This window comes from Streptomyces lucensis JCM 4490 (assembly GCF_014650035.1).
Taxonomy (GTDB): Bacteria; Actinomycetota; Actinomycetes; order Streptomycetales; family Streptomycetaceae; genus Streptomyces; species Streptomyces lucensis.
The window spans coordinates 103,501-118,784 of record NZ_BMUE01000001.1 but is presented as its reverse complement, the minus strand read 5'-3'; the positions used below and the strand labels follow the sequence as shown (position 1 = coordinate 118,784).

Here is a 15,284-nt window from a genome sequence, read left to right as displayed (position 1 = left end):
GGCTCATCACAATCAAACAAAGAACACCATCAGAAGTGTTCAAATCCCGAACGTAAAGGCGTAGGTTCCGCACTGATCAGTTCGCGCAACGAAGCGAGTTCTCATGCAAACCCCCACATACGGCCACACCTACTTGGCGGCGGAGCTACGGCTCCCCACCAACTGGCTGGACTACACGATCCTGGCGATCTACTTCGTCGTCGTGCTCGGCATCGGCTTCGCGGCCCGCCGCTCGGTCAAGACCAGCCTCGACTTCTTCCTCTCGGGACGCTCGCTGCCCGCCTGGATCACCGGCCTGGCCTTCATCTCCGCGAACCTGGCCGCCACCGAGATCCTGGGCATGGCCGCGAACAGCGCCCAGTACGGCGCCTACACCGTGCACTGGTACTGGATCGGCGCCATCCCCGCCATGGTCTTCCTGGGCCTGGTGATGATGCCCTTCTACTACGGCAGCAAGGTCCGCTCGGTCCCCGAGTTCCTGCTGCTGCGCTTCGACCGGGCCGCCCACCTGCTCAGTTCGATCCTGTTCGCGTTCGCCGCCATCCTGATCGCCGGAGTCAACCTCTACGCCCTCGCGATCGTCGTCGAGGCCCTGCTCGGCTGGCCGCAGTGGGTGGCCATCGTGGTCGCCGGCGCCTTCGTCCTCGCCTACATCACCCTGGGCGGCCTGTCCTCGGCGATCTACAACGAGGTGCTGCAGTTCTTCGTGATCCTCGCCGCCCTCATCCCGATCACCGTGCTCGGCCTGAAGAAGGTCGGCGGCTGGAACGGCCTGACCGACAAGCTCACCGCCACCCACGGGCAGAACTTCACCACCGCCTGGGGCGGCACCGGCATCGGGAGCGCCAACCCGCTCGGCGCCAACTGGCTGACCATCGTCCTCGGCCTCGGCTTCGTGCTGTCCTTCGGCTACTGGACCACCAACTTCGCCGAGGTGCAGCGCGCCCTGTCCGCGAAGAACCTGTCGGCGGGGCAGCGGACGCCGCTGATCGCCGCCTACCCGAAGATCTTCATCGTCTTCCTGGTGATGATCCCCGGCCTGGTCGCCGCCGCGCTCATCCCGAACTTCGGCACCGCCGGCTCCGGCTACCAGTACAACGACGCCATCCCCTACCTGATGCAGGAGCTGCTGCCCAACGGCGTGCTCGGCATCGCGGTCACCGGCCTGCTGGCGGCCTTCATGGCGGGCATGGCGGCGAACGTCTCGTCGTTCAACACGGTGTTCACCACCGACATCTGGGAGAAGTACGTGGTGCCGGGCCGCGAGGACGGGTACTACGTCCGCTTCGGCCGCCTGATCACCGTCATCGGCGTCTGCGCCTCCATCGGCACGGCGTTCCTGGCGTCCTCGTTCTCGAACATCATGTCGTACCTGCAGACGCTGTTCTCCTTCTTCAACGTGCCGATGTTCGTCGTCTTCATCGTCGGCATGTTCTGGAAGCGGGCGTCCGCCAAGGCCGGCTTCTGGGGACTGCTCGCCGGCACCGTGACCGCGATGGTCAACTACTTCGTCTTCTACAAGAAGGGCATCATCTCGCTCCCCTCCGACCAGGGCGCCAACTTCGTCTCCGCGATCGCCGGCTTCGTCGCCGGTGCGATCGTCATGTTCGCCGTGTCCCTGTTCACCAGGCCGAAGCCGGCCGAGGAGCTGCAGGGCCTGGTCTACGGCACCCGCTCCCCCGGCATGGCCGAGCCCCCCGCCCCCGGCGACGACGCCTGGTACCGCAAGCCGGCCCTGCTGGGCTGGGGCGCGGTCGTGCTCGCCGCCGCCTGCTACATCCCGTTCTCGTTCTGACGCGGGAGGACCGAGGAAATCATGAGCGAACAGCCCGGACACGCCGACCACCCCGGCCGGCACCACCACTACACCGAGAGCGACCTCTCGCGTGACGTCGCCGACCTGGAGACCAAGTCGGCGACCGCCGCCCGCATCTTCGACCTGCGCCGCATCATCGGCGGCCTGTTCGTCGTCTACGGCGTCATCGTCACGATCGTCGGCATCACCGACTCCCAGTCCGCCATCGACAAGGCGCAGGGCGTCAACATCAACCTGTGGACCGGGATCGGGATGCTGCTGCTGGGCATCTTCTTCCTGGCCTGGCTGAAGCTGCGGCCGACCCCGCCGCCGGTTCCTCCGGAGGGGTTGCCGGAGGAGAAGGAGTCGGCGTAGTCGCCGCCGTGCCCGGTTGCCCGGCCGCGGGGGCGTCGTGCCCGTCCGCGGGTGCGTGGGGGCCGGGCGCGCAGTTCCCCGCGCCCCTGGAAAGGGTGGCCCCCGGCTGCGCGGGGGCGCGCCGGGTGCTGTGGCTGTCAGGCGGGGCCGGTGTCCAGGCAGGGGGCCGCGCGGTCCAGGAGGCCGGTGCGGGCGGCCAGGGCCGCTGCCTCCAGACGGGAGCCCACGCCCAGCTTCATCAGCACCCGCTGCACGTGCGTACGGGCGGTGCTGGGCGCGATGCCCATGCCCGCGGCGATCAGCCGCGTGTCCTCGCCGTCGGCGACCCTCACCAGCACCTCCACCTCCCGCGGAGTGAGCAGGCGCAGCAGCCGCTGGGCCTCGTCGTCGGGCTGCACCGCGGGATTGAGCAGCTCGCCGAACGCGCTCTGCAGCAGCTGCGGTGCCACCGCCGCCTCCCCCGCCCGGGCCTTCATGATGGCCCGCTCCACGCCCTCGATCCGCTCGTCGTGCCGTACGTAGCCGGAGGCGCCCGCGGCGAAGGCCGCCGCGATGCCCCGCGGGGACGGCACCGGGCCCAGCACCAGCACCGCCACCTGCGGCCGGTCCCGCTTGATCTTCACCACCGGATCGAACACCCCCGGCTCGGCCGGTGCCGCCGTGCCCAGCAGGCACACCTCCGGCGCCCGCGCGATCACCAGGTCCGCCGCGCCCGCGGCCGGCGCCGCCGCGGCGAGCACCCGGTGCCCGCGCAGCTTCAGCGCCGACGCCAGCGCCTCCGCGAGCAGTCGGTGATCGTCGACGACCATGAGCCGCACTGCCATAGACCCCCCAGTCCCCCCATGGACGCCCCACTATGGACGCCCACGGTCCGCAACGACAGAGGGCCCCCCGGCACCTCGCCCTTCATGCCCCCGGAAGCTACACGCTTGTTCGACCCCGCGCTGCCCCTATTGATGAGAAGTGCCCCGGATCGATGAAATCCGGGGCACTTCTCGGTAAGTCACCCATTCGGGCGAGGCGGGCGGCGCCGCCGGCGGGCGGTCAGCCGCCCGCGCCGAACGCCACCACCAGGTACTCCTTGCCGTACGCCGAGCTCGTCTTGTGGGCGAACACCGCCGACATGTAGAGGCGGCCCTGCGCGTAGAGGATCTCCGCGTACTCCGGCAGCAGGCCGGTCTCCGCGTCCCGCACGCTCCGGTCGGCCGGGTTCTCCAGCAGCTTGGTCTCCTTGAAGCTGCCGCCGTCGATACTGACGACCTGCCCGCCCTTGTCGTACGGCGGCCGCTTGTAGGCGATCAGGTTGCCGCCGTCCATGCGCAGCGGGGACAGGATGTAGCCGTCGCCGGCCTCGGCGCGCTGGCCGGTCTGCTTGCCGGTGTTCAGGTCGAAGGCGATGATCTCGTTCGTCTTGCTGTACGAGGCGCCCTTGCCGTCGTGCTCCTCGGTCGGCAGGTAGAGCTTGCCGTTGCCGGCGACGATCTGCTTGCAGGCCTCGATGCGCATGATGCCGTCGCAGCGGCCCCCGTAGGTGTCACCGGGCGCGGAGATGCGGGTGAGCAGCTTGCCGGTCCTGGTGTCGATGGAGAAGTAGTCCGAGACGCCGCTGCCGTCGCCCGCGCTGTCGCCGACGTCGGCGGCCACCACCAGCGGGTCGGTGGAGACGACGGAGGCGTACTCGACGCCCGCGGGCATCTTGTACTCGGAGATCACCTTCCCCGTCTTGGGGTCGATGTTCTGGATGTGCAGCTGCCGGTTGTCGTACTCGCCGCACTTGCGCACCGCGACCAGCTTGGCGCCGCCGCCGTAGCCGGCGTCGTAGCAGTTGTCGTCCGGCTTCGGCTGCCACAGGGAGGCGCCGGAGTCGATGTCGAACGCGGCGCCGCCGTTGGTGCTGCCGACCGCGACGGTGTGCTGGGAGACCGTCACGTTCTGGAAGGTGAGCGCGTAGTCACCGGACTTGACCGTCTTCGTCCACAGCTTCTTGCCCGCGTCGAGGTCGATCCCGGCGATCTGGCTGCAGCCCGCGGAGGAGTTCTTCGCCGGCATCTTCGGCTGGAAGGTGATCGCCGTCTTGTTGTCCGTGGTGACGTGGTCGCTGGCCGCGCACACCGGGCCGGGCAGCTTGAGGGTCCACAGCTTGGTGCCCTTGTCGGGGTCGTAGCCGACGATCTCGGCGATGCCGCTCTTGGCGTACACCTTGTCCGTCAGCCACGAGCCCTCGGTGACGACCGTGTCGTTCGCCTTGGGCAGCGGCACGTTGAAGATCATCTTGGACGCGGGGTCGGCGGGCACCTTCTCCTTGCCGCCGCCGGACGTGCCGCCGGAGCCGCCCGTGGTGCCGCCCGTGCCGTTCTTGCCGCCCGTGCCGCCGCTGGAGGAGGCGGTCTCGTGCTTCTTGCCGTCGTCGCCGGAGGACTTGGCGTACCAGATGCCGCCGCCGACTATCAGGGCGATGGCGACGACCGCCGCCACCACGATGAACAGCACGGTGTTGTTGCGCCCGCCGCTCTGCCCCGGCTGGGACTGCATCGGCACGGTCGGCGGCTGGCCCGGGAAGCCGTAGCCGTAACCCGGCTGGGCGGCCTGCATGGGCTGCGTCGGCTGCGTGTAGGGGTTCGGCGGCTGGGCGCCGTAGCCGGCGGGCTGCTGACCGTAGGCCGGGGGCTGCTGGGCGTACGGGTACTGCTGCGCGCCCGGGTAGCCGTAGCCGGGCTGCGGCTGCGGCGGCTGCGGGGCCGGTGCGGGCTGCGGGTAGCCGTAACCGGGCTGCGGCGACTGCGCGGGGGGCGCGGGCGGGGCCGCCGGGGCCTGGGGAGCCGGCGCCTGGGGCGCGGGGGGCTGCGGCGCGGGCGGGCCCGCGGGGGCCGGGGCAGCCGGGGGCGCGGGCGGCTGGTCCGCGGGCGCCGGCGGCTGGCCTTGGGGCGCGGTCTGCGGGGCCGGCGGCGGGGTCTGGGGGGCCGGGGGGCCGAACCCGCCCTGCTGCGGGGGCTGGTTGGGCGGCGGAGGGGGCGGCTGGGTCATGGGAGCGGATACCTCGGCAGAACTCTGAAGGCCGGACGGCGGAAGGGACGCGGGACTCGGTGCGAAGGCGAAGGCGAAGGGACGTGGGCCCGGCTCAGTCGCCGAAGGCCATCATCAGCTTCTCCTTGGAGTCGTCGTTGCCGGACAGCCGGCCGGAGGAGATGAAGAGCCGCCCGTCGACCCAGTCGACGGCACCGTCGTAGAAGGTGTTCTCCACGTCGGCGGCGCCCTGCGGGTTCTGCAGCAGCCGCGTGGTCTTGTGGGAGGAACCGGTGACCGGGATGGACACGACCTGGCCGCCCGCGTCGTACGACGGCTGCACGTAGGCGATGAGCTTGCCGCCCTCGACCTTCAGCGGGGCCATCGGCTCGTCCGCCGGGGACTTCACCCGCCACTTCGCCTTGCCGTCGGCGAGGCTGATCGCCACGATCTCGTTGGCGCTGGTGGTGGCGTCCGTGGGCAGGTAGAGCGTGTTGGCGTCGACCGCGACGCCCTGGCAGCCCTGGAGGTCCCGCTCGAGGATCGCCCAGCCGCAGCGGGGGGCGAACTTCTCGTCGACCTTGACCTCGGAACGGAACTTGCCCTTGTCGGTGAACGTGGAGATGTTCCAGGCCTTCTTGTCCCGGTTGGTCAGGTAGACCACGAGCGGGTCGACGGAGTAGGTCCGGCTCACCTCCCAGCCCTTCTTGACGGCCTGGGTCCACTTCACCTTGCCGGTGGCCGGGTCGAGTTCCTGGATCTCGTCGTGCTCGTTGCCCGTGCCGGCGCCGCAGGAGGCCACCTGGACGAGCCGGTTCGTGCCGCCCGCGTAGGCGGTCGGGAAGCAGGCGGCGCCGTACTTCTTCTTGTCGTACAGCTTCTTGCCGCTGTCGATGTCGTACGCGGTGCCGGACTGCGAACGGCTCACCAGCAGCGTCTTGCCGGTCACGGTGAGCTCGACGTTGAGCGCGCTGTCGAACAGTCCGCCGTCGGCGACCTCGCCGCTCCAGCCCTTCTCGCCGGTCTTCAGGTCGATCTGCTGCAGCTGGTTGCACTTCGCGCGGTCGCCGCCGCTGTTCATGTACGCCACGACGATCTTGCCGTCGGACGACGCGTTCGTGGTGCTCGCGCAGATCTTCTGCGGGAAGTCGATCGGCCCCCAGGCGGTGCTGCCGTCGGCGGCGCCATAGGCGAAGACCTGCTTGTACGCCGCCTTCACCGCCGTGCCGCCGCTGATCCACATGCCGGGCGCGTCGGCGCCGGAACCCGGGGCGTCCGGGGCGGGCTTGTACCAGAGCACCTTCGCGTCACCGGCCTGCCGGCCGTCGTTGAGGTGGTCCGGGTCCTCGCCGCCGCTGGACGCGCTGGGGGACGGGGAGGTGGAGTGCTTGGGGTCGTCGCTGTGCTGGGCGACGGGCTTCTTCCCGCCGCCACCGCCGTCGTCGCCACTGGTGACCGCGTACACCGTGCCGCCGATGACGAGCAGCGCGGCCGCGGCGGCGCCGATGATCAGCGCCGGCTTCTTCCTGGAGGCCGGCCTGTTGCCGTCCGGCGCGCCGGGTGCGCCCGGGTACGGCGGCTGCTGCGCGTAGCCGTAGCCGGGCTGCGGCGCCGACGCGTACGGGCCGGGCTGGGGCTGCGGCTGCTGCGGGTAACCGTAGGGGCCCGGGGCGGCGGGGGCGGTGGGAGCGCCGTAGGGGCCGGGCTGCTGCGGGTAGCCGTAGCCCGGCTGGGGCTGCGGGGGTCCGGCGGGCGGCTGCGACGGGGGCGGGGGCGGCGTCTGCGGGGCACCGAAACCACCCTGCGCCGGAGGTGTCTGCGGGGCGCCGAAGCCACCCGGCGCCGGGGGCGGCTGCGGGGCACCGAAGCCTCCGCCCTGCGGTGGCTGGTCCTGCGGCGGCTGGTCCTGCGGCGCTCCGAAACCACCCTGCGGCGGCTGGTTGGGCGGCTGAGTCATCAGCGCTCTCCCCCTCGTTCACTGATTTTTAGCCACGCCCCGAGGTTCGTGACGGACCCAAGGTCGTACTCAGACTGTTCTCAGAAGGCTCTTTCTATCACCCGGCACCGACGGTCCCCGGTTCCGGATCCGCCGCTGTTCCCAAGGGAGAACCGGCCCGTGATGCCGCCGTTACGCGCCTTCACTCCCCCTTCACGCGGCGCGCGCAACAACGGCGCGCGCCGCCTGAATCAAGCCGCGCGCGCCGGGTGCCTTCGTGTTACGCGTCCTCCGCCAGTTCCAGCCAGCGCAGCTCCAGTTCCTCGCGCTCCCCGGCGAGGTCACGCAACTGGGCGTCCAGCTCGGCCACCTTGGCGAAGTCGGTGGCGTTCTCGGCGATCTGGGCGTGCAGTCTGGACTCCTTCTCGGAGACCTTGTCCAACTGCCGCTCGATCTTCTGTAGTTCCTTCTTGGCGGCGCGCTGGTCGGCGGCGCTCTTCTCCTGGGTGACCGGCTTGGGCGCCGCGGAGGCGGCCCGGGCGGCGACCGCCTCCTCCATGTTCCGGCGCCGCTCCAGGTACTCGTCGATGCCGCGCGGCAGCATCCGCAGCGTGCCGTCGCCGAGGAGCGCGAACACCCGGTCGGTGGTGCGCTCGACGAAGAACCGGTCGTGGGAGATGACGATCATCGAGCCCGGCCAGCCGTCGAGCAGGTCCTCCAGCTGGGTCAGGGTCTCGATGTCGAGGTCGTTCGTCGGCTCGTCGAGGAAGAGGACGTTGGGCTCGTCCATGAGCAGGCGCAGGAGCTGGAGCCGCCTGCGCTCACCGCCCGACAGGTCCCCGACCGGCGTCCACTGCTTCTCCTTGCCGAAGCCGAAGGTCTCGCACAGCTGGCCGGCGGTCATCTCACGCCCCTTGCCGAGGTCCACGCGCTCGCGGACCTGCTGCACCGCCTCCAGCACCCGCAAGGCCGGGTCGAGTTCGGCCACCTCCTGGGAGAGGTAGGCGAGCTTGACGGTCCGGCCGACGGCGACGCGCCCGGCGGCGGGCTGGGCCTCCCCCTCGGTCGCGGCCGCGTCCGCCATGGCCCGCAGCAGCGAGGTCTTCCCGGCGCCGTTGACGCCGACGAGGCCGACGCGGTCGCCGGGCCCGAGCTGCCAGGTGACGTGCTCGAGCAGCACCTTGGGCCCGGCCTGCACGGTGACGTCCTCCAGGTCGAACACCGTCTTGCCCAGCCGCGAGGAGGCGAACTTCATCAGCTCGCTGCTGTCGCGGGGCGGCGGCACGTCCGCGATCAGCTCGTTGGCGGCCTCGACGCGGAAGCGGGGCTTGGAGGTGCGGGCGGGTGCGCCGCGCCGCAGCCAGGCCAGCTCCTTGCGGATCAGGTTCTGCCGCTTGGCCTCCTCGGTGGCCGCGATCCGCTCGCGTTCGGCCCGCGCGAAGACGTAGTCGGAGTAGCCGCCCTCGTACTCGTAGACGTCGCCGCGCTGCACGTCCCACATGCGGGTGCAGACCTGGTCCAGGAACCAGCGGTCGTGCGTCACGCACACCAGCGCCGAGCGGCGCGTTCTCAGGTGCTCGGCGAGCCAGGCGATGCCCTCGACGTCGAGGTGGTTGGTGGGCTCGTCGAGGACGAGCAGGTCCTGCTCCTCGATGAGCAGCTTGGCCAGCGCGATGCGGCGCCGCTCTCCGCCGGAGAGCGGCCCGATGACGGTGTCGAGCCCCTTGGGGAAGCCGGGCAGGTCCAGCCCGCCGAAGAGACCGGTCAGCACGTCCCTGACCTTGGCGTTGCCGGCCCACTCGTGGTCGGCCATGTCGCCGATGACCTCGTGGCGGACGGTGGCGGCCGGGTCGAGGGAGTCGTGCTGGGTGAGCACGCCGAGCCGCAGCCCGCCGGAGTGGGTGACGCGTCCGGTGTCGGCCTCCTCCAGTTTGGCGAGCATCCGGATGAGGGTGGTCTTGCCGTCGCCGTTGCGGCCGACGACCCCGATGCGGTCCCCTTCCGACACACCGAGCGAGACGCCGTCCAGCAGGGCACGGGTGCCGTAGACCTTGCTGACGTTCTCGACATTGACCAGGTTGACGGCCATTTCACTCCTGCCCCGGGGATGGATCGCCCGTCCAGGGTAGTCGGAGGTCAGCCTTCGCTTTCCTGCCGCTCCATGCGCCGCCGGTAGTGCCAGACCGCCGTCAGCGGCAGCCACTCGTCCACCGTGCCCGTCTCGACGGGTCCGATGTGACGCTCGGCCTCCAGACAGCGCGGGTCGTCGCGGGCGGCGAGGCCGGCGACGGCCCAGGCCCGGGTGTCCTGCCGCTCGTCCCGGGTCAGCGCGAGCAGCGCGTCCCCGATCTCCGGCTCGGGGCCGCGGTGGTGCGCCAGCCGGTGGCACGTCCGGTGGCGGACGTCGGCGTCCGGGTCCCGCAGGAGGGTGAGGACGGCGGCCAGGCTCTCCGGGCGGAGCGGGCGGACGTCGGTGTCCAGCAGGTCCGGCACCCAGCCACGGATGCGGGGGTCCGGGTGCGCGAGGTGCGACAGGCCGACGGCCTCGGCGCCCGGGCCGCCGGCCCACGTCAGCCCGTTGAGCAGGACGTCGAGCACGTCGGTGTCCCGCTCCCGGCGCGCCCAGGGGACGAGCTCGGCCGCCCGGTCCAGGTAGGGGGCGTGCCGGCCGGACGCGTCGGACACGAGCGTCATCAGCAGGACGTCGGCGCCGAACAGGCGGTTCAGCGGGTCGGGGTCGCGGCTCAGGGCGGTGGCCGCGTCCCAGGTGCCGTCGTCCAGCCGGTGGCCGAGCACGGACACCGACTCGCACCAGACCACGTGCTCCCGGTCCGGGTACGGCCGGGCGCGCGCGAGCAGCTCGTCGAAGGAGGCGCTCACTCCGAGATGCGCCTCGACGGCGGTGAGGATCGCCTGCTGTCCGTCGCACAGGGTGCTGTCGCCGAGGGCGAGCCGCTCGTACCGGCTGCCGGTCGCGTCCACGTGCCGCGTGCGCCGTATCGGATCCGGCGAACCGGTGCGGCGGCGCAGTTCGTCCTCCGCGGTCGTCCGCGCCCGGAGGCGGGCACGGTCCAGCAGTTCGTCGCGGGCGGGGCCGGGGCGGCGCACGATCTCGGGGAGGACCGCCCGCGTCAGCGGGAGCGAGCCGCTGTCGACGGCGCGCAGCAGCGGGGTGCTCCCGTCGGACAGCCTGCGCAGCGGATCGGCTCCGGCCTCCACCAGGGCCTCGGCCACCGTTTCGTCGTACGCGGAGATCGCCAGGCAGAGCACGGGTGCGCCCCCGTTCCCGTCGCACGTGTCCGGGTCGGCGCCGTCGTGCAACAGGTCGCGGACCTGCTCGGCGTCCCCTCGCCGGACGGCCACGACGAGCCGCCCGTCCTCGTCGGCCCCCATGCCCACGTCCCCCTTCGTCCCGTCGTCCCCCGTCGTGCCCGCGGACCGGGCACCGGTGACAGGTCCACCGCGGCACGAGGTTCGCGCCCGCCACGGTCCGCGCCGTCCGGCACGTGCTCCCACGTCCTTGCGCCCGCGTCGCACCGGCCCCGGCGTGGCCGCGCCCAGGTCGAGTCCGGCCGGCACGGCGGAACGGTCGCACCCGCCGCCTTCCGGCTTCTCCGGCTCCTCCGGCTTCTCCGGCTCCTCCGGCTCCTCCGGCTCCTCCGGCACAGGATCCCGTGCCCGAGCGTGCCCCGCGCTTCCCGCCCCCGGCGGGATCCGCGCCGGAGGCCGGTCCCGCTACGGCAGGACCGTCGCCCCCGGTACCGGTCCCGTCGCCGTCCGTACCGTGCGGCACGTGCCGGACGCGCGCAGGGTCTGCGCCACCTTCTCCGCCGACTCTGCGTCCCGCGCGAGGAAGGCGGTGGTGGGTCCGGAGCCGGAGACCAGCGCGGTCAGCGCGCCGCCCGCGCGCCCGGCCTCCAGTGTGTCCGCGAGTTCCGGGAAGAGGGAGAGGGCGGCCGGCTGGAGGTCGTTGGAAACGGCGGCGGCCAGCGCCTCGGCGTCCCCCGCGGCCAGCGCCTGGAGCAGTTCCCGCGAGGCCACCGGCTCGGGGATCCGTCGGCCCTCCGCGAGCCGGTCGAACTCCCGGAACACCGCCGGGGTCGACAGCCCGCGCTCGGCCATCGCGAAGACCCAGTGGAAGCCGCCGCCGGTCTCCAGGGCCGTCAGCCGCTCCCCGCGTCCCACACCGAGGGCCGCCCCGCCCACCAGGCTGAACGGCACGTCGCTGCCCAGCTCGGCGCAGACGGCGAGGAGTTCGGCCCGGGGGGCGCCCGTGGCCCACAGCGCGTCGCAGGCGAGGAGGGCGCCCGCGCCGTCCGCGCTGCCGCCCGCCATGCCCCCGGCGACGGGGATGTCCTTGGCGATGTGGATGTGCACGGCCGGTTCGATGCCCCGGCGCCGGGCGAGGGCGACGGCCGCGCGGGCGGCGAGGTTGGTGTGGTCCAGCGGGACCTGGCCGGCGTCCGGGCCCTCGCAGGTGACCCGGAGTTCCTCGGCCGGGGTCACCGTCACCTCGTCGTACAGGCCGACCGCGAGGAAGACGTTGGCGAGGTCGTGGAACCCGTCGGGGCGGGCGGCGCCGACCGCGAGCTGGACGTTGACCTTCGCGGGGACGCGGACCGTCACGCTCACTCGCCGGCCTCCTCGTCGGGGGTCGCCGGGGCCGCACCCCGTGACGGCGCGGCCTCGGCGATCCGCGCGAACTCCTCCACGGTCAGCGACTCCCCGCGCGCCTGCGGCGAGACGCCGGCCGCGACCAGGGCCGCCTCGGCCGCCGCCGCGGATCCGGCCCAGCCGGCCAGGGCCGCCCGCAGGGTCTTGCGGCGCTGCGCGAACGCCGCGTCGACGACCGCGAAGACCTCCGCCTTGGACGCCGTGGTGTTGATCGGCTCGGTCCGCCGGACCAGCGACACGAGCCCGCTGTCGACGTTCGGCGCGGGCCAGAAGACGTTGCGGCCGATGGCCCCGGCCCGCTTCACCTCGGCGTACCAGTTGGCCTTGACCGACGGCACGCCGTACACCTTTGAGCCGGGCGCGGCGGCGAGCCGGTCGGCGACCTCGGACTGCACCATCACCAGGGTCCGCTCGATGCCGGGGAAGGTGTCGAGCATGTGCAGCAGCACGGGCACGGCGACGTTGTAGGGGAGGTTCGCCACCAGGGCGGTCGGCTGCGGACCGGGCAGCTCGGCGACGTGCATCGCGTCGGAGTGGACCAGGGCGAACCGGTCGGCGCGCTCCGGCATGCGGGCCGCGATCGTGGCGGGCAGCGCGGCGGCCAGTACGTCGTCGATCTCGACCGCGGTGACCCGGTCGGCGGCCTCCAGCAGCGCGAGGGTGAGGGAGCCGAGCCCCGGGCCGACCTCGACGACCACGTCGTCGGGACGGACCCCGGCGGTGCGGACGATACGGCGGACCGTGTTGGCGTCGATCACGAAGTTCTGGCCGCGCTGCTTGGTGGGACGGACACCGAGCGCTGACGCGAGCTCACGGATGTCGGCCGGGCCGAGGAGGGCGTCGGGGGTGGGGCTGGTCACGGGACAAGGGTACGGGGGTGCGGATGCGGGGTCTGCCAGGTGCCCTGCGCGGCAGCACCCGAGAAGCGCGGGGAACCGCGCGACCGGCCACCCGTGACTACGCGACCGGCCACTCGGGACTAACGGTGCAGGCGCCCCCCGCAGTGCGGCCAGGGTCCGGTCCCCCGGCGCAGGTACAGCTGCTTCGCGCGGTAGGTCTGCTCGTCCGCCGGGGCGTCCTGCGGGCGTCCGCTGCCGCCCAGGCTGTGCCAGGTGCGGGTGTCGAACTGGTAGAGCCCGCCGTACGTCCCCGAGGAGTCGACCGCGTGCGGGCGGCCGCCGGACTCGCAGGCGGCGAGCGCCCGCCAGTTGAGGTGGTCGACGTCCCGCAGCGAGGGGGGCAGCGGCCTGCTGCCCACCCGCACCACCTCCTTGCGCGGCCGGCGCACCACTTCGGACGTCTCCCGGCGCGGTCTCTGCCGGACTCCGTTGACGGTGCGCAGGTAGTAGGTGGTCCGCCGCAGTCCGGGCCGGCCGGGTTCGGCGATGACCTCGGTGCCCTTGAAGAGGGTGGGGTCCGTGCGCCGCTCGGTCCGGAACGGGATCTGCTCCTCCCGGACCTGCCGGCTGCCGCTGACCCGCAGCACGGTCACGGTCTGTCCGTCGCGCGGGAAGCTGCCGGGCGGGACGGAGGTGGTGTCGTGGCCGCGCAGGGTGACTCCGGCCTCCTCGACCGCCTGGCGGGCGGTGGCCGCGTTGGTGCGCACGGTGCGGCTGCGGCCGTCGGCCATGATCGTGACGGCGCGCTCGGTGCGGACGTCGAGCGTGAGTCCGGCGCGTCCGATCGTTCTGGAACGCGAGGCGGAGAGGTGGGCGCCCTCCGCGCGCACGCCCATCTGGCGCAGCGCCCCGTCGACGGTGTGCGCGGTCGTCCACACCGTGCGCCGCCGGCCGTCCAGGGTGAGCCGTACGGGGCGTCCGTAACGCACGGCGACCGCGTCGCCGGTGGTGAGCGCGGTGTCGAGGGCGGGCGCGATCATGTCGTGCGCCCCCACGCGTACGCCCTCCTCGGCGAGGAGTTCACCGACGTGGTCGGCGAAGGTGTGCAGGGTGCGGGGTCTGCCGTCGACGCTCAGCTGGACCGCCTTGTCGGTGGCGACGAACGCGGTCGTGCCGCCGGCCAGGAAGGCGACGACCAGCGCCTGCGGCAGCAGACGGCGTACGGCGGACTCCGGGCGTTCGAGGAGGCGCGGCCTGCGCCGGCGGGCGCCACGGCCGCGTGCCGAGGTGGTGGCGGGGGGTTCCGGCTTCGGCGGTACCACCGGCTCGTCCACGCTCGTGTTTCCCGGCCCCGGCGGCGGCGCGGGCGCTTGCGTCTCGTACGCGGGCCGGTAGGTGTCGGCGTACGCCACACCGGCCGGCACCGTCTCGGCCTCGTGCAGGCCGGGCTCGGCGGGCGGGCACGCGCCGTCGCCCCCGCCGGGCGCCGTGCCGTGGGGGCCGTACGCCTCGAAGGTCGCCTCAAAGGTCTCGTTCTGCGGCTTGCTCACGCCGACACGCTCCAGAGGGCCACGCGGCCAGAGGGGTCCGGATCGGGCCCAGAACCTAGCGGAGTGGCGGTTACTCTCCAAAGCGGCGCGACTACGCAGGGTGGCGCTCGAACGCGCGCCCGAGCCGTGCGGGCGCTGTCGCCTCGTTCCGGTGTGGTCTACATCTCGTACCCGAAGGCGCGGGCGGTGTTGGCGCCCAGGGCCGTCGCCAGCGCGTCCTCGTCGATGCCCCGCACGGCCGCCATCGCGCGGACCGTGACCGGAACGAGGTACGGCGCGTTGGGCCGCCCGCGGTACGGCGCGGGGGTGAGGAAAGGTGCGTCGGTCTCCACGAGGACGAGTTCCAGCGGGGCGACGGCGAGCGCGTCCCGCAGGTTCTGGGCGTTCTTGAAGGTGACGTTGCCCGCGAAGGACATGTAGTAGCCCTCGCGGGCGCAGACCTGGGCCATCTCGGCGTCACCGGAGTAGCAGTGGAAGACGGTGCGCTCGGGGGCGCCCTCCTCCTTCAGGATGCGCAGGACGTCGGCGTGGGCGTCCCGGTCGTGGATGACGAGCGCCTTGCCGTGGCGCTTGGCGATCTCGATGTGGGCGCGGAAGGAGCGTTCCTGGGCGGCCTTGCCCTCGGGGCCGGTGCGGAAGTGGTCAAGGCCGGTCTCGCCGACGCCCTTCACCTGGGGCAGCGCGGCGAGCCGGTCGATCTCGGCCAGGGCCTCGTCCAGGGCCGCGTCGCCGCCGGCCGCCCGGGCGCCCTGCCGGGACCAGCCGTCGGGGTCGCCGTGGACGATGCGCGGGGCCTCGTTGGGGTGCAGGGCCACGGTGGCGTGGACGTTGTCGTACGCCGCGGCGGTCTCCGCGGCCCAGCGCGAACCCTTGATGTCGCAGCCGACCTGGACGACCGTCGTCACCCCGACCGACGCGGCCTTCTCGAGACCTTCCCCGACCGTGCCGGACTGCATGTCGAGGTGGGTGTGGGAGTCGGCGACGGGCACCTGCAGGGGTGCCGGGAGCGGCGGCGCCGCGTTCTTGTCGCCCTTGGAGCTGTGGCCGGCGTTCGAAGGCATGTCCCGATCCTACGAAAGGGGCATGCCCTCGACGGCCGGCGATGCGGTCGG

Annotated in this window: 11 protein-coding genes; 2 read left to right on the top strand and 9 right to left on the bottom strand. The window is 72.7% G+C overall.

Translation table 11 applies throughout. The features are described 5' to 3' along the window. The first annotated feature begins 103 nt into the window (after positions 1-103). A complete protein-coding gene (locus tag IE177_RS00550) occupies positions 104-1,795 on the top strand; it encodes a sodium:solute symporter family protein (protein ID WP_190012665.1) in 1,692 nt (563 codons plus the stop codon). A gap of 21 nt (positions 1,796-1,816) precedes the next feature. Then, positions 1,817-2,170, top strand: coding sequence for a hypothetical protein (locus tag IE177_RS00545; protein WP_190012664.1), 354 nt, complete (start codon positions 1,817-1,819; stop codon positions 2,168-2,170). Between the two features lie 137 nt (positions 2,171-2,307). Here IE177_RS00545 and IE177_RS00540 read toward each other — a convergent pair whose 3' ends face one another. From IE177_RS00540 to IE177_RS00500, 9 genes are all read right to left on the bottom strand, one after another. Then, positions 2,308-2,994 carry a helix-turn-helix transcriptional regulator gene (locus IE177_RS00540; protein WP_190012663.1) on the bottom strand — a complete coding sequence of 229 codons (687 nt, stop codon included), beginning with the start codon at positions 2,992-2,994 and terminating at the stop codon, positions 2,308-2,310. Positions 2,995-3,214: 220 nt separating this feature from the next. Next, on the bottom strand, positions 3,215-5,194 hold the full coding sequence (locus tag IE177_RS00535; protein WP_190012662.1) for an outer membrane protein assembly factor BamB family protein: 1,980 nt from the start codon (positions 5,192-5,194) through the stop codon (positions 3,215-3,217). Between the two features lie 94 nt (positions 5,195-5,288). Then, entirely contained in the window at positions 5,289-7,130 is a 1,842-nt protein-coding gene (locus IE177_RS00530; protein ID WP_190012661.1) for an outer membrane protein assembly factor BamB family protein, read from the bottom strand. Positions 7,131-7,389: 259 nt separating this feature from the next. Next, positions 7,390-9,198 carry an ABC-F family ATP-binding cassette domain-containing protein gene (locus tag IE177_RS00525; protein ID WP_190012660.1) on the bottom strand — a complete coding sequence of 603 codons (1,809 nt, stop codon included), beginning with the start codon at positions 9,196-9,198 and terminating at the stop codon, positions 7,390-7,392. A gap of 47 nt (positions 9,199-9,245) precedes the next feature. Then, on the bottom strand, positions 9,246-10,502 hold the full coding sequence (locus tag IE177_RS00520; RefSeq protein ID WP_190012659.1) for an ankyrin repeat domain-containing protein: 1,257 nt from the start codon (positions 10,500-10,502) through the stop codon (positions 9,246-9,248). 342 nt (positions 10,503-10,844) lie between these two features. Beyond that, positions 10,845-11,741 (bottom strand): 4-(cytidine 5'-diphospho)-2-C-methyl-D-erythritol kinase, encoded by an 897-nt coding sequence (locus tag IE177_RS00515; RefSeq protein ID WP_190012658.1) that lies wholly within the window; start codon positions 11,739-11,741, stop codon positions 10,845-10,847. Next, positions 11,738-12,643, bottom strand: coding sequence for a 16S rRNA (adenine(1518)-N(6)/adenine(1519)-N(6))-dimethyltransferase RsmA (gene rsmA / locus IE177_RS00510; RefSeq protein WP_190012657.1), 906 nt, complete (start codon positions 12,641-12,643; stop codon positions 11,738-11,740). The genes IE177_RS00515 and rsmA overlap by 4 nt, the downstream gene beginning before the upstream one ends. 119 nt (positions 12,644-12,762) lie before the next feature. After that, positions 12,763-14,172 (bottom strand): resuscitation-promoting factor, encoded by a 1,410-nt coding sequence (locus IE177_RS00505; RefSeq protein WP_190012656.1) that lies wholly within the window; start codon positions 14,170-14,172, stop codon positions 12,763-12,765. Between the two features lie 158 nt (positions 14,173-14,330). Beyond that, complete coding sequence (locus tag IE177_RS00500) at positions 14,331-15,233, bottom strand: TatD family hydrolase (RefSeq protein WP_190012655.1); 903 nt, start codon at positions 15,231-15,233, stop codon at positions 14,331-14,333. Between the last annotated feature and the right edge of the window lie 51 nt (positions 15,234-15,284).